The 25,361-nt window shown below is 49.6% G+C and carries 19 protein-coding genes and 1 pseudogene; 14 read left to right on the top strand and 6 right to left on the bottom strand.

Annotated features, from left to right (window positions below; genetic code table 11):
• The first annotated feature begins 155 nt into the window (after window positions 1-155).
• Complete coding sequence (locus E6W40_RS19975; protein WP_168928992.1) at window positions 156-680, top strand: CPBP family intramembrane glutamic endopeptidase; 525 nt, start codon at window positions 156-158, stop codon at window positions 678-680.
• 72 nt (window positions 681-752) lie between these two features.
• On the opposite strand, the gene E6W40_RS19970 is transcribed toward E6W40_RS19975, so the two are convergent.
• From E6W40_RS19970 to E6W40_RS19955, 4 genes are all read right to left on the bottom strand, one after another.
• Complete coding sequence (locus tag E6W40_RS19970; RefSeq protein WP_136607379.1) at window positions 753-1,760, bottom strand: FecCD family ABC transporter permease; 1,008 nt, start codon at window positions 1,758-1,760, stop codon at window positions 753-755.
• A complete protein-coding gene (locus tag E6W40_RS19965) occupies window positions 1,757-2,770 on the bottom strand; it encodes a FecCD family ABC transporter permease (protein ID WP_136607378.1) in 1,014 nt (337 codons plus the stop codon). The genes E6W40_RS19970 and E6W40_RS19965 overlap by 4 nt, the downstream gene beginning before the upstream one ends.
• Before the next feature lie 6 nt (window positions 2,771-2,776).
• A complete protein-coding gene (locus tag E6W40_RS19960; protein ID WP_136607377.1) occupies window positions 2,777-3,718 on the bottom strand; it encodes an iron-hydroxamate ABC transporter substrate-binding protein in 942 nt (313 codons plus the stop codon).
• Window positions 3,719-3,782: 64 nt separating this feature from the next.
• The gene (locus E6W40_RS19955; RefSeq protein ID WP_136607376.1) at window positions 3,783-4,568 is read right to left on the bottom strand and encodes an ABC transporter ATP-binding protein; all 786 of its coding nucleotides are present in this window, start codon (window positions 4,566-4,568) and stop codon (window positions 3,783-3,785) included.
• A gap of 207 nt (window positions 4,569-4,775) precedes the next feature.
• Between E6W40_RS19955 and E6W40_RS19950 the strand changes: the two genes are divergently transcribed.
• The 3 genes from E6W40_RS19950 (at window position 4,776) to E6W40_RS19940 (ending at window position 10,711) form a co-directional block, all read left to right on the top strand.
• Window positions 4,776-5,825 (top strand): NAD(P)/FAD-dependent oxidoreductase, encoded by a 1,050-nt coding sequence (locus E6W40_RS19950; RefSeq protein WP_136607375.1) that lies wholly within the window; start codon window positions 4,776-4,778, stop codon window positions 5,823-5,825.
• Between the two features lie 376 nt (window positions 5,826-6,201).
• On the top strand, window positions 6,202-9,000 hold the full coding sequence (locus E6W40_RS19945; RefSeq protein WP_136607374.1) for a bifunctional diguanylate cyclase/phosphodiesterase: 2,799 nt from the start codon (window positions 6,202-6,204) through the stop codon (window positions 8,998-9,000).
• Between the two features lie 73 nt (window positions 9,001-9,073).
• Complete coding sequence (locus E6W40_RS19940; RefSeq protein ID WP_136607373.1) at window positions 9,074-10,711, top strand: thiamine pyrophosphate-binding protein; 1,638 nt, start codon at window positions 9,074-9,076, stop codon at window positions 10,709-10,711.
• A 65-nt stretch (window positions 10,712-10,776) separates the two neighbouring features.
• On the opposite strand, the gene E6W40_RS19935 is transcribed toward E6W40_RS19940, so the two are convergent.
• On the bottom strand, window positions 10,777-11,526 hold the full coding sequence (locus E6W40_RS19935; RefSeq protein ID WP_246073116.1) for a hypothetical protein: 750 nt from the start codon (window positions 11,524-11,526) through the stop codon (window positions 10,777-10,779).
• A gap of 231 nt (window positions 11,527-11,757) precedes the next feature.
• On the opposite strand from E6W40_RS19935, the gene E6W40_RS19930 reads away from it, so the two are divergent.
• The 3 genes from E6W40_RS19930 (at window position 11,758) to E6W40_RS19920 (ending at window position 15,055) form a co-directional block, all read left to right on the top strand.
• Complete coding sequence (locus tag E6W40_RS19930; protein WP_246073115.1) at window positions 11,758-12,438, top strand: cupin domain-containing protein; 681 nt, start codon at window positions 11,758-11,760, stop codon at window positions 12,436-12,438.
• A 144-nt stretch (window positions 12,439-12,582) separates the two neighbouring features.
• A complete protein-coding gene (locus E6W40_RS19925; protein ID WP_136607371.1) occupies window positions 12,583-14,181 on the top strand; it encodes a PTS sugar transporter in 1,599 nt (532 codons plus the stop codon).
• A gap of 226 nt (window positions 14,182-14,407) precedes the next feature.
• On the top strand, window positions 14,408-15,055 hold the full coding sequence (locus E6W40_RS19920; RefSeq protein ID WP_136607370.1) for a pentapeptide repeat-containing protein: 648 nt from the start codon (window positions 14,408-14,410) through the stop codon (window positions 15,053-15,055).
• Between the two features lie 50 nt (window positions 15,056-15,105).
• On the opposite strand, the pseudogene E6W40_RS30135 reads toward E6W40_RS19920, so the two are convergent.
• Window positions 15,106-15,241, bottom strand: a pseudogene (locus E6W40_RS30135) (PLP-dependent aminotransferase family protein); the annotation flags it as partial.
• A gap of 256 nt (window positions 15,242-15,497) precedes the next feature.
• Here E6W40_RS30135 and E6W40_RS19910 point away from each other — a divergent pair.
• From E6W40_RS19910 to E6W40_RS19880, 7 genes are all read left to right on the top strand, one after another.
• Entirely contained in the window at window positions 15,498-16,865 is a 1,368-nt protein-coding gene (locus tag E6W40_RS19910; protein ID WP_246073114.1) for a polysaccharide deacetylase family protein, read from the top strand.
• Between the two features lie 23 nt (window positions 16,866-16,888).
• Complete coding sequence (locus E6W40_RS19905) at window positions 16,889-18,208, top strand: nucleotide sugar dehydrogenase (protein WP_136607368.1); 1,320 nt, start codon at window positions 16,889-16,891, stop codon at window positions 18,206-18,208.
• 48 nt (window positions 18,209-18,256) lie between these two features.
• Window positions 18,257-20,110, top strand: a complete 1,854-nt coding sequence (locus tag E6W40_RS19900) for a glycosyltransferase (RefSeq protein ID WP_136608162.1) — start codon at window positions 18,257-18,259, stop codon at window positions 20,108-20,110.
• Window positions 20,111-20,151: 41 nt separating this feature from the next.
• Window positions 20,152-21,918 (top strand): polysaccharide deacetylase family protein, encoded by a 1,767-nt coding sequence (locus E6W40_RS19895; protein ID WP_136607367.1) that lies wholly within the window; start codon window positions 20,152-20,154, stop codon window positions 21,916-21,918.
• 42 nt (window positions 21,919-21,960) lie between these two features.
• Complete coding sequence (locus E6W40_RS19890) at window positions 21,961-23,031, top strand: glycosyl hydrolase family 18 protein (RefSeq protein WP_136607366.1); 1,071 nt, start codon at window positions 21,961-21,963, stop codon at window positions 23,029-23,031.
• 263 nt (window positions 23,032-23,294) lie between these two features.
• The gene (locus E6W40_RS19885) at window positions 23,295-24,185 is read left to right on the top strand and encodes a DMT family transporter (RefSeq protein ID WP_136607365.1); all 891 of its coding nucleotides are present in this window, start codon (window positions 23,295-23,297) and stop codon (window positions 24,183-24,185) included.
• A 55-nt stretch (window positions 24,186-24,240) separates the two neighbouring features.
• The gene (locus E6W40_RS19880; RefSeq protein ID WP_136607364.1) at window positions 24,241-25,215 is read left to right on the top strand and encodes an aldo/keto reductase; all 975 of its coding nucleotides are present in this window, start codon (window positions 24,241-24,243) and stop codon (window positions 25,213-25,215) included.
• The last annotated feature ends 146 nt before the right edge of the window (window positions 25,216-25,361 follow it).

Here is a 25,361-nt window from a genome sequence, read left to right as displayed (position 1 = left end):
TATACCATTCCAGATGCGAAAAGGAATAGATTACTAAAGTCATATTCCAAATGTTTACGAAAGTCACGGTGAACAGATGACTTAAGTTTCTTCAGACCACCTTCTAACCGCTCTACAATGGGAAATGTAAGCAAATGAATCCCGTGAGGAGCGTTATGAAAGCCATCATCACGGTGGTTGTGACCATCGTTGTCAATATCGTCGTGGTATTAGGGGAGGAGTACGGCTGGCGCGGTTATCTGCTGCCTGAGCTCACCCGGATTTATGGAAAATTAAAAGCGACATTCATTGTAGGCATCGTATGGGCTCTGTATCACATGCCTGCTGTCTATCTGTTGGCTAGAGCCACTGATATGAGCCATCCGCTGTTAACCTGCGCCGTGCAGGCCGGAGTGGTCTTTGCCGTCAGTTTTGCCTTCTCATACGCATACGATTTGTCCGGCAGCCTCATTCCTGTACTGTTCTTCCATTCTGTATGGAATGTGGTCAACACGACCGTACTCGGCGATATCTATACAAACAAGCAGGGTCTGCTCCAAGGGAATCTGTTCATCATGAACGGGGAAGGCGTGATAGGGTTTATTGTGAGCGGAGTGCTGATGTTGTGGTTTATGTGGAAGCTGCGTATACAAGGAGAAGTGAAGGCCATGGAGACGGGAAGATTACAACGCTTCGTTTAAAAATAAAAATGCTCAAGCAGCTTACGGATTCAATCCGTGCATTGCTTGAGCATTTTCTGTAGCTGGAGCATTTTATTTTTTTAGCAATAAATAGATAAAATACGGTGCGCCGATAAGGGCAACCACGATACCTGCCGGAAGTCCATCCGGATCGGCTACCTGCCGGCCGATGGTATCAGCCAGCACGAGCAGCCAGCCCCCGGTCAGAATTGCCACAGGGATAAACATTTGATTCCGGGGTCCGACGAGTGCCTTGGCGATATGCGGAGCCATCAGTCCGATAAATGCAATGCCACCCGTAACGGATACAGCAGAAGCGGCAAGCGCAACGGCGGTTAACAACAGCACGATCCGTTCCTTGTTCAGCGAGATGCCAACACCAATGGCTACAGGCTCGTTCAGAGACAGCAGGTTTAGTCGATTGGCCTTATACAGCGTAAAGGGGATCAGAACGACCAGCCAAGGCAGAAGCGCCCAGATAAAGGGCCAATCGGCGCCCCAGATGCTGCCCGCCAGCCACTTGGAGATAAAATCGACCTTTTCTCTCGGAGCCGAAGAAATGAGCACGACCATCACGCCGGAGAGTGCCATGGAGAATCCTACGCCCATCAGCACCATCTTGACCGGCTGCAGGCCCGTCTTCCGGTTATATGAAAAGAAATAGATGAGGCAAGCAGTAAGCACGGCGCCGGCAAAGGCCATCACCGGCAGCAAATAAATAAACGAGCCGGCATCAATTGGCGCAAACAGGAAAAACAGTGCTACCGCTACGCCTGCCCCGGAGTTGATACCGACGATACCGGGATCTGCCAGATCATTGCGGGTGATTCCCTGTAAAATCGATCCGGACAGTGCCAGTGCCATGCCCGCCAGCAGTGTAATAACAATCCGCGGCAAACGCACGGAGAACAGCACGAAGTTCTCTTTGAACGTTCCTTGTCCGAACAGCGTCGGCAGGAGCCGGTCAAAAGATAAGGTAGAGTATCCGAGTCCCATGCTGACGATCATGGTCAATACGATAAGTACGAACAGGATCAGCATAATAAGGCGGTGCTTCTTGATGAGAGATGGATGAATCATGAGAATGCTCTTCCTCCTTTACGCACGATGACGAGGAAGAAGGGCAGGCCCAGGACGGCCACAATGGCAGCCACCGGTGCCTCGTAAGGAGCGCTGATGGTTCGGGCCAAGGTGTCGGCGAACATCATGAACGTAGCACCCACGAGGCCGGACATCGGAATGGTATAACGGTAATCGGTTCCGACAATCGCCCGCACGATATGCGGAATCATGAGTCCGATAAAGGTCAGGCTGCCGACCAGCGCGACAGAGGCGCCTGCCAGCATAACCGTTACGACAAACAAAATGGCTTTAATGCGAGCGGTCTTTTGGCCGAGACCCACGGCAACTTCCTCGCTGAGACTTAAGATCGTCAGCTGTTTAGACAGCAATATCGCAATAATGATGCCGACAACGATAAATGGTACGATGACCTGAAGCTGCTCCCAATTGGCTCCGACCAGGCCGCCGGAGGTCCACATGGATACGTCCTTCGAAATCTTGAAAGTAATACCTACACCGTCCCCGACGGCATATAGAAAAGCCGAGATGGCAGCACCGGCCAGAACGATGCGCAGCGGGGAGAAGCCGCCTCTTTTGACTGCGCTGATCCCGAATACCAAAGCTGCACCGACCGCAGCACCGATAAAGCATGCCACCATAAGTCCGAAATAATTGACTGAGGGAATAAAGGCAATCGTCACCGCCAGCGCCGCATTGGCTCCGGCCGTCAGTCCTAGAAGTCCTGGATCGGCCAGCGGGTTGCGCGTCATACCCTGCATAATCGCACCGGAGACAGCCAGCGCCGCTCCAACGAAGATCGCGGCAATCTCGCGAGGCAGGCGAATTTCACGGATTATGGATAATTTTTCCCCGTCACTGCTGCTTGTTAGAGCCGACCATACATCTGTGATCGAAGTATCTGCTGCCCCTAGCACCATGGCGAGCACAAAGATAGCAATAAATAGCAATACCGCCGCGAGTATTTTGTAGATAAATGGGATGCGTATGCGTTCAGATTTTGTCTTCATTACGCCTTACTTCCCTAGAAAGCTTTTAGTAAAGAATTCCAGCTGATAATCCAGCGTCAAAGGATCATTGAAATAAAACGCTTTGGCATCAGCTACATACACATGGTTGTTTTTAACGGCAGGAATATTTTTATACGTATTGGTTCCCTCGAACGAATTATCCGCATCCTTATTTTTGCTGAAAATCACATAATCACCTGCGAAATCAGGCAGTACTTCAGGAGATATGGCGTAGTAGCCTTCCTTCAGTGCTGCGTCCTTCACTTTTTGAGGCATTTTCAGCTTCATTTGCTGGTATAGAATCTCTGTGCCGCGGCCCCAGTTATCGCCGAAGACATACAGCTGCTTGTCGAAACTTTCAATAACGGAAACGGTAGCATTCTCGCCAATCTTGGCTTTGATTTCATCGCCGGCTTTTTGAGTGCGGGCCTTGAAGTCATCCACCCATGCCTCTGCTTCCTTTTCCTTGTTCAACAGCTTGCCGATTTCCAGGTGCTGCGTTAAGTAGTCGACTTTACCATAAGTATAAGTAACTGTCGGAGCAATTTGTTTCAGCTTATCGAGATTTTTGATGTTGGAGAGACCGATGATCAGGTCCGGGTTCAGCTCAATGATTTTCTCCAGATTCTCATCGGATACTTCCTGAACATCCTTCAGTTTATCCTGGAAATTCGGATTCATTTTCGACCAGGAGTCGACGCCGACCAGATTGACACCCAGGGACATCACGTTCCCGGTAAAAGACGAGAGAACCACGACACGCTTCGGATCAGCCGGAACTTCAACGGGACCGTTTTCCGACTGGTATGTGATGGTTTGCGGCTTGGCGCTTTCAGCGGCCGCATTGCCTTCGACTTTATCGCCGGATGGCTCGCTGGTGGCTTTGTTGCCACAGGCGCTTAAGACCAGAATGAAGCATAATAAGAGTGGTATGAAAGCTTTTTTCATGAGAGTAAACTCCTTCTTGGGGATAAAGTTAGATGGGATCCAATTTCAGGATTAGTAGCATCCTTTATTTAATAAGGTTATATGTGACGCACATTGGCTTATCAGTACGGGGATCAAGTCCGATGGCCGCGTCAATTTGATACACCTGCTTAAGTACTTCAGGACAAATGACTTCCTCGCTGCTGCCGGTTTTGACAATTTCACCGTCTTTTAGGGCCACAAGGTAGTCGGCGAACCGTGCCGCCTGGTTAATATCATGCAGTACCATGACGATCGTCCGCTCTTGTTCCAGATTCAGCTTCTGCAAAAGCTCCAAAACCTCAAGCTGATGTGCCATATCAAGGTAGGTAGTCGGTTCATCGAGAAAAATGATATCCGTCTCTTGAGCTAGTGCCATGGCAATCCATACCCGCTGGCGTTGTCCACCGGATAACGTATCCACCGAGCGGAACTTAAAGTCAAGGGTACCTGTTTTCTCCAATGCCCAATCGATGACCTCGTAATCTCGTGTCGTCAGGCGTCCAAAGCCCTTTTGATATGGAAAACGTCCATAAGATACCAGTTCACCGACGGTAAGACCTGCAGCACTTTCCGGTGTCTGCGGCAGGATGGCCATCTTTCTCGCCAATTGCTTCGTATTTTCCTTGGCAATATTTTCACCGTCCAGAATAACCGTACCGCCTTGATGTGGAATGATCCGTGTGATGGCTTTCAGCAGTGTGGATTTGCCGCATCCGTTAGAGCCGATGATTGCGGTTATCTTCTTGTCGGGAATGTTCACACTAAGATTCTTCACAATGGAGCGTTCGCCGTATCCAATGTTTAATTCCGTTGTGTACAGTCGAACCATGACTTTGTCCCCCTATTTATCATGTATCTTTTATTATAAAAATCACTGATAATGATTCTCAATATCGACTAAATCATAAGTAGAAATTGAATAAATGTCAATAGAATCTTGAAAAGTAATCGTAATGAGTGTATATTTAATTGAGAATGAGAATTGTTATCACTGAAACACTACAATTAACAATAAATTTCTGAGGAGCGAGCGGGAATGGTTCAAGAAGAAATTTTCGATATGACAGTGATCGGCGGGGGTCCGGCCGGACTTTATTCCGCATTTTATAGTGGCTTGAGAGAAATGAAAACCAAAATTATCGAATTCCAGCCTGAGCTTGGCGGCAAAGTCCACGTATATCCGGAAAAAATGATATGGGACGTCGGCGGCTTGACACCGATGCCTGCAGCGAAGCTGATCGAGCAGTTGGTGCAGCAGGGACTGACGTTCAATCCCGAGGTCGTGCTGAATGAGAAGATCGAGTCCATCACGCGAAGCTCGGACGGGATATTCGAGCTCCACGCCGCTTCAGGGCGCGTCCATCTCTCGAAAACCGTCATCGTGGCGGTCGGAGGAGGCATCCTGAACCCGCAGAGGCTGGATATCGAAGGGGCAAGCCGCTTCGAAGTCAGCAACCTTCATTATACGGTGAAGTCCTTGAAGCAGTTCAAGGATAAGACCGTCATCATTTCTGGCGGCGGCAACGCGGCCGTCGACTGGGCGAACGAGCTGGAGCCGATCGCGAAGAAGGTCTATATCACATACCGCAAGGAATCGTTGACCGGTCACGAGGCGACGGTGGGACATCTGCTGAACAGCTCGGTGGAATGCCTTTCATATACCTCCATTTCGAAGCTTCATGCACGCGGCGATCATGAGGTGATTGAGCGCGTGGAGCTGATGCACCACCAGACCGGTGAAGTGCTGGATCTGGAAGTGGATGAGGTGATCATCAATCACGGCTATGAGCGCGACGCTTCCCTTTTGGAGAACAGTACGCTCCAGATCGACATCGCGGAAGATTTCTACATAGCAGGCACGGCCAGCAGCGAATCTTCCGTTCCGGGCCTCTACGCAGCGGGAGACATTCTGAAGCATGAAGGCAAGCTGCATCTGATCGCGGGAGCGTTCCAGGACGCGGCGAATGCCGTCAACAAAGCGAAGATGTTCATTCAGCCGGATGCCGATGGATACGCCATGGTCTCCTCGCATAATGAACTGTTCAAGGACCGCAACAAAGAGCTTGTGAAGAACATGCTGGTCTGAGTCATTTTCCGCATATACATGCAACATAATAGGTGAAAGTCCCCTCGCGCGAGGGGGCTTTTTATGTAGACCAAGCCTCCCATGTCTAAACCACTAGTAAACCGCGAAAAAAGCCCTAGTACGACAGATTATTCCACTCTCTATGCCTATCTATCGCTTACTTTGTTAAAATAACTAAAAATTACTATTTTTTTAGGATTGGATATATAAAAAAGATACCGATCTGAGTTAAAATAAGGAAAATAGGACCTTATATCAGAGAAAGTATGGCAGAAGTTTAGGATTGCGAGATCATACGCTTGTATAACATAAGTAGTTCATATTTAGCAGGACCATACATCGATGCCAAACGAAGATGACAAGGGGAGAGCGTGTGATGGTGAAGGAGCAAACGAGGTATTCCCGGCTTGCGAACATTACAAAATTGATCAACACCAAGCTGGAATTACGAGAGGTACTACAGCATGTAACGACTGCAATCTCGGAGGAAATTGTCCAATGTGATTCGGTGGGAATTTATTTGCCGCAAGAAGATGGGACTTTCAGAGGATATGTCGGCAAACCGGAAACCATTAACGGCATGACGCTGGACATGCACATTATCGATACCCGACGTGATCAGCTGGCCAAGGAAGTGATCGAAACGCAAAAAACGATCTACATTCCCGACACATCACAAGATGAACGCCCCGACTCCTGGGCTATCGAGGGATTTGAGATCAAATCACTGCTCGTTCTTCCCATCTCGTATGAGAAGGAGCTGTTTGGACTCGCATTTTTGTTTGATTACGGCATTCCGATGAACCTGACAAATTCGGAGATTCAAACCGTCGAGGCTTATGTCAATATGGCGGCTGTTGCCATCCGTAACGCCAACAATTTGACGCATAAGGAAAATTTGATCGCTGAGAAGCAGCTCCTGCTCGATGTGACACGCAACCTGTCAATGTGTTCTACCATGCAGCAAGGACTGGATACAAGCTTCTACTATATTGCTAAAGTACTGAACAACTATAACGTCGGAGCGCATCTGCTGGATCCGCTGGCAGGTAAACGAATCAAACCGGCTAAGCTCAGTAAGGACAGCGACTGGACTGAAGAGGACTGGATGCGAACGCATCAAAAAATCAAAATCGACCCGGAGAATGACGCGGTTTTTCAAGAGGTTATTAGCACCAAAAAGGTAATCATCATTCCCGATGTCTTCGAGGATGACAGACCGAACCATGACGCTTGCCGCGATTTTGGGATCAAAGGGATGTTCATGTTCCCGCTCGTGTCCATGGGAGAAGTACTGGGTGTCATTGCCGTCGTAAATCTGGGGGAGAAAATCACAGCGTATTCCGAAGCGACCGTCCAGCTGTGCCAATCCATCGTGGAAGCCACAGCCTCAACGTTGTCCAATCTGCTTTATATGGAGAAGCAGGAGGTCATTATCGAGGAGAGAACCTCGGAGATTACTTTTAAGAACAAGGAGCTTGAACGGGTTATTGCTGAGCTCCAGCATCTGAGCCGGGAGAAGGAATTGATTCTTAACTCGGCGGGTGAGGGGATTTTCGGTCTGGATCTGGAGGGCAACATTACATTCTGCAATCCGGCCGGCGAGGCCATGCTGGGCTATGAAATGAAGGGCGAACTGATCGGGCAGCCGGGCAGCATTGTTTTCAATGGAAAAAAAGCGAGAAAACAGCAGGAAACCTATATCAATCAGCGCGCATGGAGCAACTGTCATACCGATGACCGCTTCTACCGCAAGGATAATTCCAGCTTCCCTGTAGAATATGTCATCTCTTCTATTAAGGAAGGGGAGGACATCGTGGGGGACGTGGTCACCTTTAAGGACATTACGCAGCGGAAGCAGATGGAAGAGGAAATCAAGTACCATGCTTATTTTGACAGCGTGACGGATTTGCCTAACCGGGTTCTACTCAAAGACAGGCTGAATCAGGGCATCAAGTATGCCCAAATGAATGGGGGAAAAGTAGCGCTCCTGTACCTGGATTTGGATCGCTTTAAATTCATCAATGATACGCTGGGGCATTCCTACGGGGATCTGCTGTTGCGCGATGTAGCCAAGCGCCTGAGCGCCTGCATTCCGAAAAGTGCTACGGTTTCGCGCCAAGGCGGAGACGAATTTACCATCTTTTTACCGAACATCATGAGCAGAAAAGAGATTCTGAAGGTCGTCAATCAGGTCATTGCATCATTCGCCGAGCCCTTCTATGTCAAGGATAATGAAGTATATATCAAAACGAGCATTGGCGTCAGCCTGTTCCCGGATCATGGAGATACCAGCGAAACCCTAATCAAGAATGCGGATACGGCAATGTACAAATCAAAGGAAATATCCGGGAATAGCTATCATTTCTTCAGCACGGGCATGGATACGAGAACCTTTGAAATTGTTAAATTCGAAAATGCTTTATATAAAGCTCTCGACCAGGACGAGCTGTTGATCTACTATCAACCGCAAATTAATTATAATACCAATACGATCGTCGGCGTGGAGGCTCTGCTGCGTTGGAACCACCCGACGGAGGGGATGGTATCGCCGGATGAATTCATTCCGATTGCCGAAGAGACGGGACTGATCGTCCCGATTGGAGAATGGGTTCTGAGAAATGCCTGCAAGCAGATCAAGGAATGGCATAGACGGGGCTTCCCGCTCATCAGTGTATCGGTGAATCTGTCTGTCCGGCAGTTTGAACAGGATAATTTATTCGGTATGGTTAAAAGCATCCTGAAAAAGACGGATTTATCACCGGAATACCTTCATTTGGAGGTTACGGAGAATCAAATCATCAAGAACACGGAGATTACGCTCAAAACCATGGAGCAGCTAAAGGGACTTGGTATCAGTATCGCTATCGATGATTTTGGTACGGGATACTCGTCACTCGGATATTTGAAGAACTTCCCGATCAGCACGCTGAAGATCGATAAATCCTTCGTGCAGGATATCATCAAGGATGATGATAATGCGGCCATTACCAACACGATCATCACGCTGGCGCAGAATCTGGACTTGAATGTAATTGCCGAAGGGGTCGAAACGAAAGAGCAGGCCGATTTCCTGGCTGCCCGCGACTGCTACCTGATGCAGGGTTATTATTTCAGCCGCCCGATGAGGGCGGAGGATATTGCTGAATTGTACCTATCCTGTGGGGTGAACTAAAGCCCAGGGGCATTTAGTTCACTCTGTTACACCATAGATGAATATAGAAATAGAAATTCTAGGAGGTTTTTTTATGAAAGCGGCACGCGCAGTATTAGAGTATTTGAAAGGTCAAGGCGTCAGACATATCTTCGGCATTCCGGCTGGCTCGGTCAATGTACTGTTTGATCAATTGGTGGAAATGCCTGAAATTACGCCGGTAGTCACGAAACATGAAGGGGCTGCGTCGTATATGGCGGCGGCCTATGCCAAATATTCCAACCAGATGAGCGTCGTTATCGGCTGCAGCGGTCCTGGCGGTACTAATCTGGTGACCGGCGCTGCCAATGCGATGCGTGAGCATCTGCCCGTTTTGTTCCTGACTGGCGCGGTTCCGGTAAATACACTCGGACTGAATGCATCGCAGGAACTGGATGCCGAGCCGGTGTTCCGTCCGGTGACCAAGTACAGCGTGATGGTACGCGAATCGAAGGATCTGCTGGCAGAAGTGGTCAAAGCAGTTGAAATCGCGGTCTCCGGAGTGCCTGGACCTGTTCATGTGGCCATGCCAATCGATGTACAGCAGGGAGAAGTTCAGCATGTGATGATTCCCGATCCTCCCAAAAGAGCGCCAATGGTGCCGGATCTTGATACCATCAAGCAGGTGGCACAGGAGCTGGTGCAGCGCGAGAGCGGGTATATTTTCGCGGGTCAGGGCGTTCGAAATTCGGTGGATCAGCTGCTGGAGCTTGCGGAAATGCTGAACTGGCCCATCTTGACTTCTCCACAGGCCAAAGGGTTTATTCCTGAGGAGCATCCACTGCAAGCTGGCGTTTTCGGCTTTGCGGGGCATGAAGGTGCATCCGCTCTGATTAATGAAGGGGATGGACAAGCTCTGCTGATCCTCGGTTCAAGTCTGGGAGAGACTGCGACAAACAACTGGAATGCGAATCTGACGAAGAACCGGTTTTGCGTACAGATGGATTTTGACCAAACGGTATTTAACCGTAAATACGAAATCGACATTCCTGTTCTAGGTGATATCAATTTGAGCCTGATGTTCCTACTGGAGGAGCTGAAGGCACTGGGACTGCCAAAAGAGGCCGCGAAAGCTTTGGAGAAGCCGCAGGGCTATGTGGTTACGGAAGAATACAATACGCAAAATGTGCTCAAGAGCCTGCAGAAGCAGCTGCCTGTGGATACTCGTTATACCGTGGATATCGGCGAATTTATGTCTTACGTCATCAACTATATGAATGTGCTGGATTACAATACATTTGATATCAACGTGCATTTTGGCGCAATGGGCAGCGGTATTGGCTCGGCCATCGGCTCCAAACTTGCTGAACCGGATCGTCCGGTTGTATGTATTACGGGTGACGGCTGCTTCTTCATGCATGGTATGGAGATTCTGACAGCCAAGGAATATAACCTGCCGATCCTGTTTGTTGTCATGAACAATGCCCGCCTCGGCATGGTCTATCATGGCCATGAGCTGCAGTATAAACGTTCGCATGCCTCCTTCGGTCAGAAGGAAATCAGCATTGCAGCGATGGCGGCGGCGATGGGGATCCCAAGCTTCCGCGTGGAAGAACTCGGCGACCTGAATCAGGAAGCGCTGAGCAGTCTGCTGAATGCAGGCGGTCCGGCGGTTCTGGAAGTCGCGCTTGTAGATAACAATACGCCTCCAATGGGAGATCGGGTGAAGTTCCTGTCTTCGTTCGGCAAATAAGAATTATCAAAAGGGCTCTGATCTGTGATCAGGGCCCTTTTTTTGCATGATGTATGGAATTTTGCTTATAAATGCGCGTAGTCGCTCCGAATGGTTGCCATAATGGCCCCCATAGTTTGCCCTTTAAAAGCATCCGGTACGGCTTGTCCGTCAGGATCAGCGTAATAGCAGGTTTTCTGGTTCGCATCCAGTTGATAACCCAGAGACTGAAGTATGTGCCGGAGCTCTGCCGGAAGTTCATTCTGTCCCGTTTGCTCCACAAAATAAGAGGTCGGGTACACTTTGACATCCACATCTCCCTCGCCGGTGTATACCACAAACAGGTCATGTTCATGCTGTACAATCCATTGGTCTTTGGAAAATAACGAGATTCTTGCTTTTTCCAGCGAGGATATGGCATCCAGATTCACGCCAAACATTTGATTCAGCATGCTGCGGATTTCGGGGCCTGTAATAAGACCGCCGTATACAGTGAGACGGGAGTCCATGACAGCACGGGCCAATGAGCCGCTGTAAGGAGATGTTCCCGCTTCCGTGTTTTGGGCTGCGGCCAAAGCTTCCTTTTCTCCGTCCAATAACAGCGAAACGGCATCGAGATTAATCTCGAAAATATGCAGAATGCTCTTGTGAATCACATCGCCCGTTATTTCTCCCCTAAAGGATTTGAAGTAGGCATCCATGATTTGTGACTTGTTCATTTGACTCCGGCGTTCTTCCAGCTCAGCTGGACGGGCGTCCGGCATTTCTGTAGTTAATGTCTTGATTACGCCCTGTGCTATATCAGAAGAATAATAGGCTGCATCTGCTTGATTCATAGGACCTCCGTAATTGTTAAAGTTATCCATCATAACCGCTTGATTTTATTATAGCGGAAACGATGACAGTCACAATAGCATTCTTCGTAACCGTGGATAGGATCTGGACTTGTCGCGTGAGTATGCGCAGAAGAGCTCTATGGGGCGATCGCATTTGGCTAAGGGGAATTAGACGCATTACCCGAGCCCTTTGCATACAGTGAGATAGACATTTACCCAGAGGGAGGCTCCATGATGAAGGTTGACCTGACGAACCCGTCATTAAATCTTAGCGCAGATTCCAATGAGGTCGTGAACTATCGCCGGGATCCGCGGAACTATACTACCCAGCTCTTTGCCGCACAGCTGCCTGCTGTCAATACAGGCTTCTTTAATGTCTACATGAGCCAGGGAATCATGATTAATCCGCACTGGCATACGAATGTGGATGAAATGATAGTCGTGATTACCGGAGAAATAATGACGTCCGTGTTTAACCCGTTTACTCAAAAGCTGATGACTTATCAGCTGAAGCCGGGGCAAGTGACCCAGTTCCCCAAGGGCTGGTTCCACTGGATCGTATCGCTGACAGACAATACGTTTATCATGGCCATTTTTGATAAGTCCACCCCGGATATTGTATATGCGTCCGATTTCCTGCGCTTTACGCCGAAGGAAATCATGAACCGGGCGTATTGCGTGAATCCGGAGGAATACGCCAAGACGGTGGCTCCAATAACACAGTCCGTTATACTGGGTCCACCCGTAGATTGCGATCAACGGGACATTCCGTCCATACCTGCAGAGCAGCGGCAGTATACGCCTCCTTCTTATCCGGGTCTGCAAGCGGAACAGCCAGCATTTTATTCCCAGAATTTTTATGGACCAGAGGCTCCTTATCCGTATAGGTTTGATCCGAACCGGTTTTGGTGATGTGACGAATACTTATGAAAAAGAGAGAGTCAATCCTCTCTTTTTTTTTGCGTTTAAGAGTTGTTCAGGATACATTTTACTCTTATAATATGGTAGTACGGTAACCTGATAAAGTACTAAAAGATATACATAGAGGAGCACATCATGAAACGGATAGCAGTTATAGGAAGCAGCGGCGGTAATTTATATAATCTTGGCGGTAAGGATCCGGACAAGCTGATGGGGGAGATCGCCGCACAGTGCGCCAGTGCTGGATTCGAAATCGGCGGGGTGCAGTTTATCGCGGCATCGGAATCGATGGATACAGCCAAAGAGACAACTTCAGCGATTCTGTATGAGTGGAGTTCGGAAGATAATCGATTATTGAAACGTTTTGAGGGTGCGCTAAGAGAAGTGAACCAGGCAGCATCGGAGATGGATATTCAGACGGCCGGCTTGATCCAGTCGGGACAAATTGACGGTTTGATCGTCATGAGCGCGGATCCCGAAACAGCCAACCGGTTGACAATCAAGGCAGCGGCGGAACGACAGATCCCCGTAGTTGGCACAGGTGGCACCTCCATGGCTTTAATCAGCTCTAAAGGAGCGAATGTTATTGCTACCTCCGGTACGACGGGTACGACAAACCGGACCAGAGCAGTGTCGTTCATCACCTCGCTTTGCAAGCATTGGGGCATGAAATTCACCCCTGTGCTGGGAAGCCCGGGAACGACCAAGCTTCCATCCTCGGGTAAGCCTTGGCGGAGAATCAATCTGAAGGGCATCATGCAGTCGTCCCTGCCTGGCTTTATCGCCATGGCGATTGTGCTTGCACTCAGCCAGATTCCAGCATTGAAGGGCCTCAGCGAAGTATTTGATGTCATGCTGAAGGCTTTGCCGGTCGTGCTCGCCGTCATCGCGGCCAAGCAGATTTCCGATCTGGACGAGGTTTCGATCGTTGCAGGCGTCATCGCAGGCGCATTGTCGATCAACGGTGGCATTATCGGCGGCATTATTGGCGGTATTGGAGCGGGACTGCTGGTTCAGTTCCTGTTCGTCAAATGTGTACAGTGGAAGTTCCCGATGACGACTGTCAATATTGTAGCGGGTGGCTTTGCAGGCCTGATATCCGGTCTGATCATGTATTATTTGATTGCTCCATTTGCCCTGCAAGCCGGGGAATTCATTAAATACATCATCAATATAGCGATTTCCTTCAACCCGATTGTAGCAGGTGTTATCGGAGGTCTGCTGATCTGGCCGGCAATTCTGGGCGGCGTGTATCATGCGGCAATTCTACCGATCGTCCTGCTCGAAATGGAGAAGACAGGCAACAGCTTCCTCGGGGCGATCGACATGGTCGGACTCGTGATGGTATCTGCCGGGATTACGCTTGCCAACATCATTGCGCCAAGAGATAAGGGCGAGGCAGCTGTGGCTGCGCCGGGCTTCCTGATCAATATGGGCTTCGGCACGTTTGTCGAGGCGGCGTATCCATTCATGTTCTCCAACAAGTGGGTGTTTGCGGGGGCCATCTGCTCAGCAGGCGTTGGCGGAGGATTAGTTGGCGTATTCAACGTCCGGGGCACAGCTTATGTTCCATCCTTTATGGGGCCCTTTCTCTCCAACAATGTCATCGGCTTTATGATCTCGATGGCAGTGGCGCTGCTGCTGTCACTGGCTGTAACCCTCGTGGCGAATAAAGCGGCGAGAAGCCGGAAACAGGTGGCGGAGCAAAGTGTGTCGGCCCAGCAATCCGCTTAATATTTTTCCGGAGTGTTCTTATCCAAGTAGAAAGACCCGATCGGCCTGTAACCAAGGCTGCTCGGGTTCTTTTTGTATCCCATGCACAGACGCTGCGTGCTGGTTCAGATCGCCATATCATTATCTTTGAGTTCTTAATCGTTTATAATTGTTGATTGTTACAGGATTTCAGTGACTGCTCAATAGATATGTCTGACTAATCAATAAAATAACGAAAGGTGATCTTATGACAAAAAGCTTTAAAATGGAGCTTCCCAAAATTCCATCAGACTTAGAAACAGCAAATTTTCAAGATATTTATAACGAAGAGGAACCCTACTTAGCCAATTGTATGATTACTAACGAAATTATGGATAACGAGGAGATTGATAAAGCGGTTCTGTCCAAAGTTATTTTCAAAAATGTAACATTCAAGCATGCTCGCCTTGAAAGAATAGATATGGTAGATATTGTTTTTGAAAACTGTGATCTGTCTAACGCTTATTTCGGCAAAGGGATCATACACAGGGTTGCCTTTAAAGATTGCAAATTAATGGGCGTGGATTTTTCTGAGGCCAACATGGGTAATGTTTCGTTTGAAAATTGTATGGCGAATTTCAGCAGTTTCATAGACACCCGTCTAAAACAAGTCATTTTTAATCATTCATCACTGCAAAGTACGAACTATTATGGTTGCAAATTCAGTAAGGTGAATTTGGATCAATGTGACATTGATGAAGCTGATTTTTCTCAGACATCTCTTAAAGGCATCGATATTAGTACATGTACATTTAATCGGCTCAACATTGCTTTGGAAAGTTTGGACGGTTGTATCGTTTCAACGGATCAAGCCATTGGATTTTCAAAGCTGCTAGGTTTGGTGGTTAAACAATAACTGCAGTTGAATGGCCCTCGATGATGAATCGGGCAAGCGTCCAGCTGCTCCAGGGCCGGAGACAGGCTTTTGCTGAATGTTCCTGTTCCTATATAAGATGACCCGGTTGGGATCAAGCCCTTGTGACGAGCTTACAGGGGCATCTTCATATCTGAATTCGCTGTCGTAGTCATCCTTATTGATGTAAAAGACCATCGCAAATGTGAGAGAGTACGGGAAAAATGTTTAATACTGTAAGAGAGGAAAATTTTGTGCCTTTTCGTTTAGTTGCTTTTTGTATATGTTGAGTGGATATGCTGTACCCAAAATGGGTAGAAAGAAGCACGGAGATTTACATAAAGGAGCAAGGTATATGGGATTGGGGAATGCAAAAAGTCCTGGCGGGAAGCCGGTTTTATGCTTGCTTTTGATGCTTGTGTTTACTTTTTTGTCAGGATGCGGAATGTTGGGAGGCACAAAGGAAGCAGACAGGAGCGATCAGCCCAAAACGCAGCAGCCGGTTTCGAAGTACACAGGGGTTAAGAGCAAGGCGATCTCCTATGTGTACACGACCCAAAGGGAGCTGGCGCTCACGTTTAACGGTATGGCGGATCGCGCATCCATGACCACGCTGCTCGATGAGCTGGATCGTTATCAGATCAAGGCAACCTTCTTTCTGCCAGGTATGAGAGTAGCAGAGGAGCCTGATATCGCGAAGGATATTCTGTCCCGTGGACATGAAATTGAGAACAACACCTTGAACGGAGTAGATCTGAGCAAGCTGACCTATGATCAGATGTATAAGGAAATTCATCTGGCCAATCAGGTGATTCAGAAGGAAACCGGTGTGATTCCCCGCTATGTAAGGACCAAAACTGGAGAATATAACGATGATATCAGGCTTGCAGCTGCCCATAACGGGCAGAGCGCGGTCATATCCTACAGCCTGTTTTTACATAATTGGAATAAGGAAACCGAGCTTCAGAAAAAAAACTATATCCGCAAATACATCAATCGAGGCGGCATTATTACATTGGACACGGTGGAGAACAAGCAGCTGGCAGAAAGTATCTCTTTGATCGCGGCTGCCGCCAAGGATGTCGGTTATGCGTTTGTGCCGCTGAGCAAGCTTGTTCAGGAAGGCGGAGAGCGGAAGCCGCTGGAAGCCATTGAAGGACATGATGCCGCCAAGGTGAATGCCGATTATAAATCGGCAGCATACAACCTGGTTTATCGCAAAGAAACCTCGCGTAAAGAGGTGGCGCTGACCTTCGATGACTGGGGTACAGATGTTACGGTTACGAAAATCCTCGATATTTTGGACCAATATCACATCAAAGCTTCCTTCTTTCTGCGTGCGGACGGGGTAGAGAGAAACCCTAACCTGGCGAGGGCCATCGCCGAAGCGGGTCATGATGTAGGCAACCATACGTACAGCCACCCCGTGCTGAGTTCCCTGACCCCGGCGCAGCTTCAGAATGAAGTGGTGAAGGCGCATCAGATCATTACGGAAGCGATACAGGAGAAGCCTGCGATGATCTTCAGGCCGCCGACCGGGGAAATTAACGCGGATGAAGCGCGGATCATATCGGCTGCAGGCTATCACATGATTGCCGATTTTAATGTCGACCCGAATGACTGGAACCGGAGCCGGACCGCAGATCAGATCGTTAAGACGATTACGGAGGAAATGAAAAGCGGCAGCATCATTTTGCTGCATATGCTGGATGATCTCCACACGATCGAGGCGATGCCCGAAGCGATTGAGAAGCTGAAGGGCAAAGGGTATACATTCGTGAGAGTCAGCGATCTGCTGAATCAAGGAAGATAGATGGCTATGAAGGGGAGTAAAGAATGGAATCAATCATCGTGGAGGATATCATAAACCGGCAGACAGCCGTCGCTGTTGTCGGTCTCGGATATGTGGGACTTCCGATCGCTGCCGCTTTTTCCAAGCGGCTTCGGGTCATCGGTTTTGACGTGAATGCGCGCAAGATCAGCCGCTATCAAAGCGGAATCGATGTGACCGGAGAGCTCGGAGACGAGGAAATCCAACGCTGCTCTATCGAGTTTACGTCGGAGCCGGATCAGCTGGACGCTGCCCGATTTTTTATTATAGCGGTGCCAACGCCCGTACAGAGCGGCAATGTGCCTGATCTCCAATATGTACAGGGTGCGAGCCGAATTGTAGGGAAGAAGCTGGCCCGGGGATCTGTCGTTGTGTTTGAATCGACCGTCTATCCCGGCGTCACAGAGGATATCTGCATTCCAATACTGGAGGCGGAGTCCGGGCTTCGGTGCGGAGAGGATTTCAAGGTCGGATACTCCCCCGAACGGATCAATCCAGGAGATCAAGTGCACCGCCTCGACAACATTGTGAAGATTGTCTCAGGCATCGATGAAGAAGCACTCCGCATCATTGCCGAAGTATACGAACTGGTCATCGATGCGGGTGTATATCGCGCGGCAAGCATCAAGGTGGCCGAAGCAGCCAAGGTGATTGAGAACGCACAGCGGGATATCAATATCGCATTTATGAACGAGCTGTCCATGCTGTTTCACCAGATGGGGATTGATACGCAGGAAGTGCTGGAAGCTGCCGGAACCAAGTGGAATTTCCTTCACTTTTCACCCGGGCTTGTCGGCGGTCACTGCATTGGCATTGATCCATATTATCTGACTTACAAAGCCGAGGATACCGGGTACCGGTCACGGATCATACTGGCCGGGCGGCATATCAATGACGGCATGGGTGCTTACGTAGCCCAGCAGATCATTAAAGCGCTGGTGAAGCTGAAGCTGGATTTGAATGATGCCAAAATCGGTCTGCTCGGTCTTGCCTACAAGGAAAATTGTCCGGATATCCGTAACACGAAGGTGACGGATATCATCGCTGAGCTTCAAGATTACGGTATTCATCCGGTTATCGCTGATCCGTATGTTGACCCGCAGGAAGCGAGGGACGAGTACGGTCTTGAACTGTCGGAGCTGTCTGAAATGAAGGATTTGAACATGCTGATTGTTGCAGTTCCGCATGAGGAATTCGCCCGGATGAGCTTTTCAGATATTAACCGGATGTTCAGCGAGAAGCAGCCAAAAGTAATGGTGGATTTAAAAGGGGTCTACAGCAAGGCCGAATTCGAGAATGAAGGCTACTTCTACTGGAGGCTATAATTCATAGATTGGAGAAGAGCGCCGGTGCTTGGAAGAAATAAGAAAAACATGAAAGAGGTGCTGACCTCTCCGCGAGCGGACAGACGCATTTTACCGGATGTTCCTGATCCGGAGCATATTCGGACTACCCCGGACCGCCGGGGTATGAAGGAAATGGAAGAGAAAGCGGAGCAGGATCCTGATTTGATATCGAAGCTCCGCCTTCTGAGCTTGCGGTATGAAGCCGATTTTGAGGTACGTATAGCAACAAAAGGGCAACGCAAGAAAAGAATGATGAAAGGACAGGCCGTGGATATTTCCTCCACGGGCATCCTGATTCGCCTGGATGATTCGAGGCCGCGCATAAGTCCCGGAGAATCGGTGCAAATCCGGTTCCATATTCCACCGGGTACGATGCCGGAGGGCTTCGAATCAGCCGTGAAGACGGATGCGGTAACGATCCGTTTATTCACACTCGAGGTAGAGGGTCACGTAGAGCAGATGGCAGCGTTTGAATTTGAGAAGCCGCTGACCGTCTATTTTCAAAAAAAGCGTTGGGGCTACTCCGTGTATACGGCAAGCGCTCTGCTGTTTGTCTCGGTTTTGTTTATCATGCTGCTGCGCGCGGAAAGCATTATCTATTTTAAATATAATTTGCTTTTGTACTTATACAGCCTGATTGCGGCGGCGTTTCTGCTGACACGTTATTTCTTCGGGGCGCTGTACCGTGATGTTCCGGTTAATCCGGACTACACGCCCGGCGTATCGATCATTATCCCCTGCTTTAATGAAGAGGAGTGGATTCATCGTACGGTTCTAAGCTGCATGAATCAGGATTACCCGGTGGACAAGCTGGAGGTAATCGTGGTCGATGACCGTTCGACAGACCGCTCGGTGGAGAGGATTCAGAAGACGATCGATCTGGTTCACCGCGAGGCTGACCGTTATCGGACCAAGGAGCGCCTGCGTCTGCATGTTCTGCCGGAAAATGGAGGCAAAAGGGTTGCACTCGTTGAAGGCGTGAAGATGGCGAAGCATGAACTGGTCGTGTTTGTGGATTCGGACAGCTTTCTCGACCCCCAGGCCATCAAAAATCTGGTTCAGCCTTTCCAGGATCCGCAAATGGGCGGTGTGGCCGGCCGGACAGATGTAGAGAATAAGTACACGAACTCCGTAACCAAACTACAAACCGTCAGATACTACATTGCTTTTCGGATCATGAAGGCTGCTGAATCGTGGTTTGACAGCGTGACCTGCCTCTCTGGGCCGCTTTCCTGCTACCGGAAGGAACTGATCATTCAGCATTCCGAAGCCTGGTTGAATCAGAAATTTCTCGGACAGCCTGCTACCTTCGGTGATGACCGCAGCATGACAAACTATATTCTGAAGACCCACCGAACCGGATATCAGGACCGGGCGATCTGCTCTACGATTGTTCCGTCAGATATGGGTGTGTTTCTGAAGCAGCAGATGCGGTGGAAGCGTTCCTGGCTGCGCGAGTCGCTGCGGGCCGGGGGATTCATTTGGCGCAAGGAGCCTTTTATGGCGTTATTCTTTTATATCGGGCTGATCGTACCCATCGCGGCCCCCGTCATCGTGCTCTATAATCTCGTCTATGTGCCGGCTGTGCATCATATTTTTCCGACGACGTTTCTGATGGGGCTGCTGATGATGGCTATGCTCATGAGTTTGGCGCATCTGCTGTTCCGTAAGAGCAGGCTGTGGGTGTTTGGGCTGGTGTTCTGTGTCTTTTACGAGCTGGTGCTGCTGTGGCAGATGCCTGTCGCATGGGTGACCTTCTGGAAATCCACCTGGGGAACACGCGAGACGCCGCAGGATATTGAAGCACGCAACCGCAAAAAAGCGAGAAAGCAGCGAAAGAAGCACAAGCACAGGGATCGGAAAATTGATCTTCCGTTCTAACTCCTGCGCCAGACCGAAACTATAGAATGAGGTTATCCGAAATGAACAAAAAAACACGGAAAACCGTCCTGAATTACCAGCGCAAAAATCGCCGGAAACGGATCAAAACCATGGTACAGCTGGCCATCTTAATGGTCGAAGTCATTCTGCTGGTCCAGACCATTGGGTATACCAGGCATTATGAGGAGCCTGCCCAAGAGACATGGACGAACCATAACGGCTTTATCGCCTTGTCCTATTTTGGCGTGGACCGTGAGGGGACACCGAAGCTGGTTGCCAAAAGGCAGCTGGAGCAGCAGCTGAAGACGCTGTATACCCAGGGCTACCGGACGATATCGCAGCAGGATGTCCTTGATTTTTATGAAAAGGGCAAGCCGCTGCCGGATAAGGCATTGTTTCTTTCTTTTGAGGATGGACGCAATGATTCCGCCTTGTTCGCCCAGCCGCTGCTGGAGAAGTATAATTTCAAGGCGACCTTCCTTTCCTATGCGAATAAAATGGGAAACAGTGACGGTAAGTTTGTCCAGCCTAAAGAAATGCAGAAGATGATGAAAAGCGGCTATTGGGAGCTGGGTACGAATGGTTACCGTTTGTCTTATATCAATATCTTTGACAAGGATGGCCGTTACCTCGGGCAGAAAACCGAGAATGAGATGCGCAGCAAAGGGAACATGGCCTACTATAATCATTATCTTATGGATTTTATTCGCGATGAGAATATGATTCCGGTTGAGGACCGCGACCAGATGGATGCCCGCATAACGGATGATTATCAGAAAATGCAGTCCATTTACACGGATAAGCTGGGTTTTGTGCCTAAGGTGTATATGATCATGCACGCCAATACGTTGTATGGAAGCATGAACCGGCTGGTTGCTGAAGCCAATGACGAGAATATCCGCAAGCTGTTTAGCATGCATTTTAACCGGGATGGCAATATGTATAACGATAGCAAAAAGAGTCTGTACGATCTGACCCGGGTGCAGCCGGAGCCCTACTGGTTTACCAATCATCTGCTGATGAAGGTTGAAAAAGATACCGGGCGGCAAATGAAGTATATTCAAGGTGATGGGAAACGCGCTGCCCAGTGGCAAACGATTAGCGGGGCTGCCGAATATATGGAGAATAAGATCGCCCTGACCTCTCCTCCAGGAAAAGAAGGCAGGATCGTACTGAAGGACAGCGATCGAAGCCCGGATCTCCGGCTCAGTGTCAAGCTTACCGGCAATGTGGTAGGTAAACAGATGGTGTATGTCCGTGATGATGAAAAGAAGCAGTCCTATGTCCGCGTCGTGCTGGACAATAACGAGCTCCGCGTTGAGCAGAAGAAGGCCGGACAAGCAGTGGAGATCCTGCAGAAGCGCAAGCTGGATACGGTGCAGTGGCGATCAACGGATTTGACTTTAGACAAGGCGGGGATGTACTCGCAGCAGGTTGCAACTTCGGGACTGAAGACTTCAGAGGATGAGTATCCGGTCAATATCGGGCAGAATCGTAAGCTGGACGTGAATGTGCAGGGCAGTACTCTGGATGTGAACGTGGACGGCAAGCCGCTTCTGGTGCATCAGCCCATCGACGGGTCGATAGCGTCAGGCGGAGCTGCATTGGGTGCGGAATATCATAAGCAAAATACCAAGGACGATATATACGACGGTGTATTTGAAAGCCTGAAAATTGAAGCCCTGAAGAAAACGGACGGAAGCAAGGAGCTGCTGTTCAACAGCCGTTCTACCGGACTGAAGGGTGTTGCCATCAAAATTCAAAACATAATGAATGCTTCCATCGACTGGGCGATCGATACCTTCTGAGGAATCCGGAAGTGAAGGGAAGTGTGGAAGGTGTCTAAACGAATGCTGACAAAACAATGGCTGGTTGCCTTATCCATTACGATGATTACAGCGATAACCGCCATTTATATGGGAGTCAAGGAACAGTTTAATCTGGATGAGAAGCGGCCGGTGGCGGCGGTTGAGAAGGAGCTATCTTCCTGGTTGGTAGACTGGCAGTGGAAATCGGGGCTTGAGGACCTTCGGCAGATCGCAAGCGGCCTTGGCAGTTTGCAGCTTTTTGCTGTGTATTTTGATGAGGCGGATCACTTGTATATGACGGATGATTTGAAAAAAGGGCTGCCGGAGATGCTGCAATCCGCGAAGGATGCCTCCTTGGATAAGGTCTATATGACACTCGTTAACGACCGCTATCTCCAGGATGGAACCGAGGTGCAGAAGGATCCGGATTTGGTGTCGCGCCTGGTCGAATCCGAAGCTGCCCGCAGCCGGCATATCGGAGACATTATAGATTTGGCTTCGAAGTACGGGGTACAGGGCGTAGAGATCGATTACGAAAAGATTAAGGACAGTGACTGGCGGCAGGTCAAGGCATTTTACAGCGAGCTGTACAAAAGGCTGCATGAGCAGGGCAAGTCGCTGCGGATCGTGCTTGAGTCACGGGCACCGATCGAGCAGCTGGATCTGCCGGGCGGACCGGAATATGTCATGATGGCTTATAATCTGTACGGAACGCATAGTGATCCTGGACCGAAGGCGGATTACATCTTTCTCGACAAGCTGGCACGCCGGATGAACCATCTTCCTGGAGACAATGTCATTGCGATTGCAGCCGGCGGATTTGACTGGAGCGGTCAGGGGAAGGTGACAGCTGTTACTGAAAAACGGGCAGTGGAATTAACCCGGCGAGCGGTTACTCCGCCGGAGCGGGATCCGGCAAGCGGCAGTCTTCACTTTGAGTATGTGGATGACAAGGGGGAGAAGCATATCGTGTGGTATGCGGATGATTCTACGCTGACCGGATGGCTGGATACGCTGCACCGGGACGGTTATGGCAAAGTGGCATTCTGGCGGCTGGGTGAACTGAGCGAAAATTCACTTGCGAAGCTGAAGAGCTGGAGTGAAGGTAAATAGACAGGAAAGTTTGGTTTCTTTCCATAACGGAATAGCAACAACATAAAATCCCTCTTTAACGGGGGATTTTTGCTGTTATTGAACTTAATGATAAGGAAAACAGGCAGTCGAGACGCAGATCCCAGTCCTCGTTTCAACGACTCCCTTTATTGACAAATTCACACTGGAAACGTATATTCACTAAAACAACGGCGGCCGGTTCTTAAGAAGCCTGTCGAGGCTTTATTTCTACGTATTTTTCAGACATCCGGGGTGTGGTTAAAATGAATGTATTGATTGGTTTGCTTTGCCTGATCTGGGGATTTAACTGGGTATTTATGAAGCTGGCGAATGGGGTGTTTCCGCCGGTACTGTTTGCGGGATACCGATTTGCCCTTGGGGCCCTGGTGCTTATTGCCGTGTGTATGGTCCGGAGGGTACCGCTTCCCCGCATGCGTGATTGGAAGTGGTATATTCTTTGCGGTATCTTGCAAACGATGTATTTTAACCTGGCGATTCAATTATCACTGGAGGATTTGAGTGCGGGACTCACGTCGGTGCTTACCTACAGCATGCCGTTGTGGCTGACTCTGATGGCGCATTTCTGGCTGCCGGGCGAACAGCTCCGTCTGCGGAAGCTGCTGGGCATTGTGATTGGCATCATCGGGCTGTTTGTCGCCATGGATGCGCATTGGAGCGGAAGCACGCCGGCCCTGCTGCTGGCCGTATCCTCGGGACTTTCGTGGGCTATTGCCAATCTGTTGGTTAAGCGTAAGCTGGGACACTGCGATATGCTTCAGTTTACAACCTGGCAGATGATTACCGGGGCGGCTGGACTATTGCTGTACTCGGTTATTTTTGAGCATGGGGAAAGCCACTGGGGCGTTATGCCTGCGGTGTATGTGCTCTTTTCGGGCATTGTCGGCTCGGCGCTCGCTTTCGTGATGTGGTCTTACATCCTGTCCAAGGTGGAAGCGAGCAGGGCTTCCATTTCATTGCTGCTGGTTCCGGTCATTGGTGTAGTTTCTGGTGTTCTGTTTTTAAATGAAAGCCTCAGCGTGATTACGGTGGCAGGCATTCTGCTTGTGCTCATGGGCATCTGGCTGGTAAATGGAAAGAGCCGAAAGACAAGAGACGGGAGTACAGACGGATTCCGGGCGGACCAGCAGGCGTAGATCAGGGAATTGGTAAGGTTACAGCAAATAAATATAAGTCAAAGGAGCGGTTATGATGAAATATCGCCGACTAGGAAACAGCGGTCTGGAAGTGTCTATTCTGGGCCTTGGAACGAATGCTTTCGGTAAACGAGCAGACGAGGACGCATCTACCCGGATCATACACCATGCGATGGATCAGGGTATCAATTTCATCGATACAGCCAATATTTATGCGGGTTCAGAGTCCGAACGGATTATTGGCGAGGCTCTGGTTGGCAGAAGACATGAGGTCGTGCTGGCAACCAAGGCCGGGCTGGTTAACGGAGAGGGTCCCAATTCCCGCGGATCATCGCGGTATCATTTGATGCAGGAGCTGGACCGAAGTCTTACACGGCTGAAGACGGATTATGTGGATCTGTACCAGATCCACACCTTTGACCCGAATACACCGCTGGACGAAACGCTCCGCACATTGGACGATATGGTGCGCGCTGGCAAAGTGCGTTATATCGGGGCTTCCAATTATGCCGCTTGGGAACTTATGAAGGGACTTGGCTATAGCGAGGCTAAAGGACTGAACCGATATGTGTCTACCCAGACAAGCTATTCGCTTGCTGACCGCACACCGGAACAAGAATTAGTGCCTGTGTGCCTGGATCAAGGCGTGGGAATTATTCCATATTTCCCTCTGGCAGGCGGCATTCTCACAGGTAAATACAGCTTCGCGGACCAGGCGCCTTTGAAGTCGCGTGCACAGACGGACCCCAGCTTCAGCCGGTTCATTAATGACCGGACGCTGACACTTGGGGAAGAGGTAAGCCGGATCGCCGAAGAGAGCGGATGCACGCCAAGCACGCTGTCACTGGCTTGGCTGATGGAGCAGCCTGTAGTTTCAACTGTTATCGTAGGTGCAACCCGCACGGAGCAGCTGGATGAGAACCTGAACAGCGTAGAGCTGAACCCGGGCGGGGAGGCCCTGAGCAAGCTTAATGAGATCAGTGAGCCGTTCCGATACGGCAAACCCTTCGCGACATATCGATTGACTTAGTTCTTTTTAAAGAATATTTCACGCAGCTATGTGCCCTTAGATATACACAAAAACCACTCTTCGGAGTGGCTTTTTTTCGTAAAGATCAAGTCGCTCTTAAAGAAAACTTCGAAGCACCTCTAGTCATGAACCCATGCCCAGGCCCC

The sequence above is a fragment of the Paenibacillus dokdonensis genome, from assembly GCF_004916975.1.
GTDB lineage: Bacteria > Bacillota > Bacilli > Paenibacillales > Paenibacillaceae > Paenibacillus_AQ > Paenibacillus_AQ dokdonensis.
This window is presented reverse-complemented; position numbering and strand designations above follow the sequence as displayed.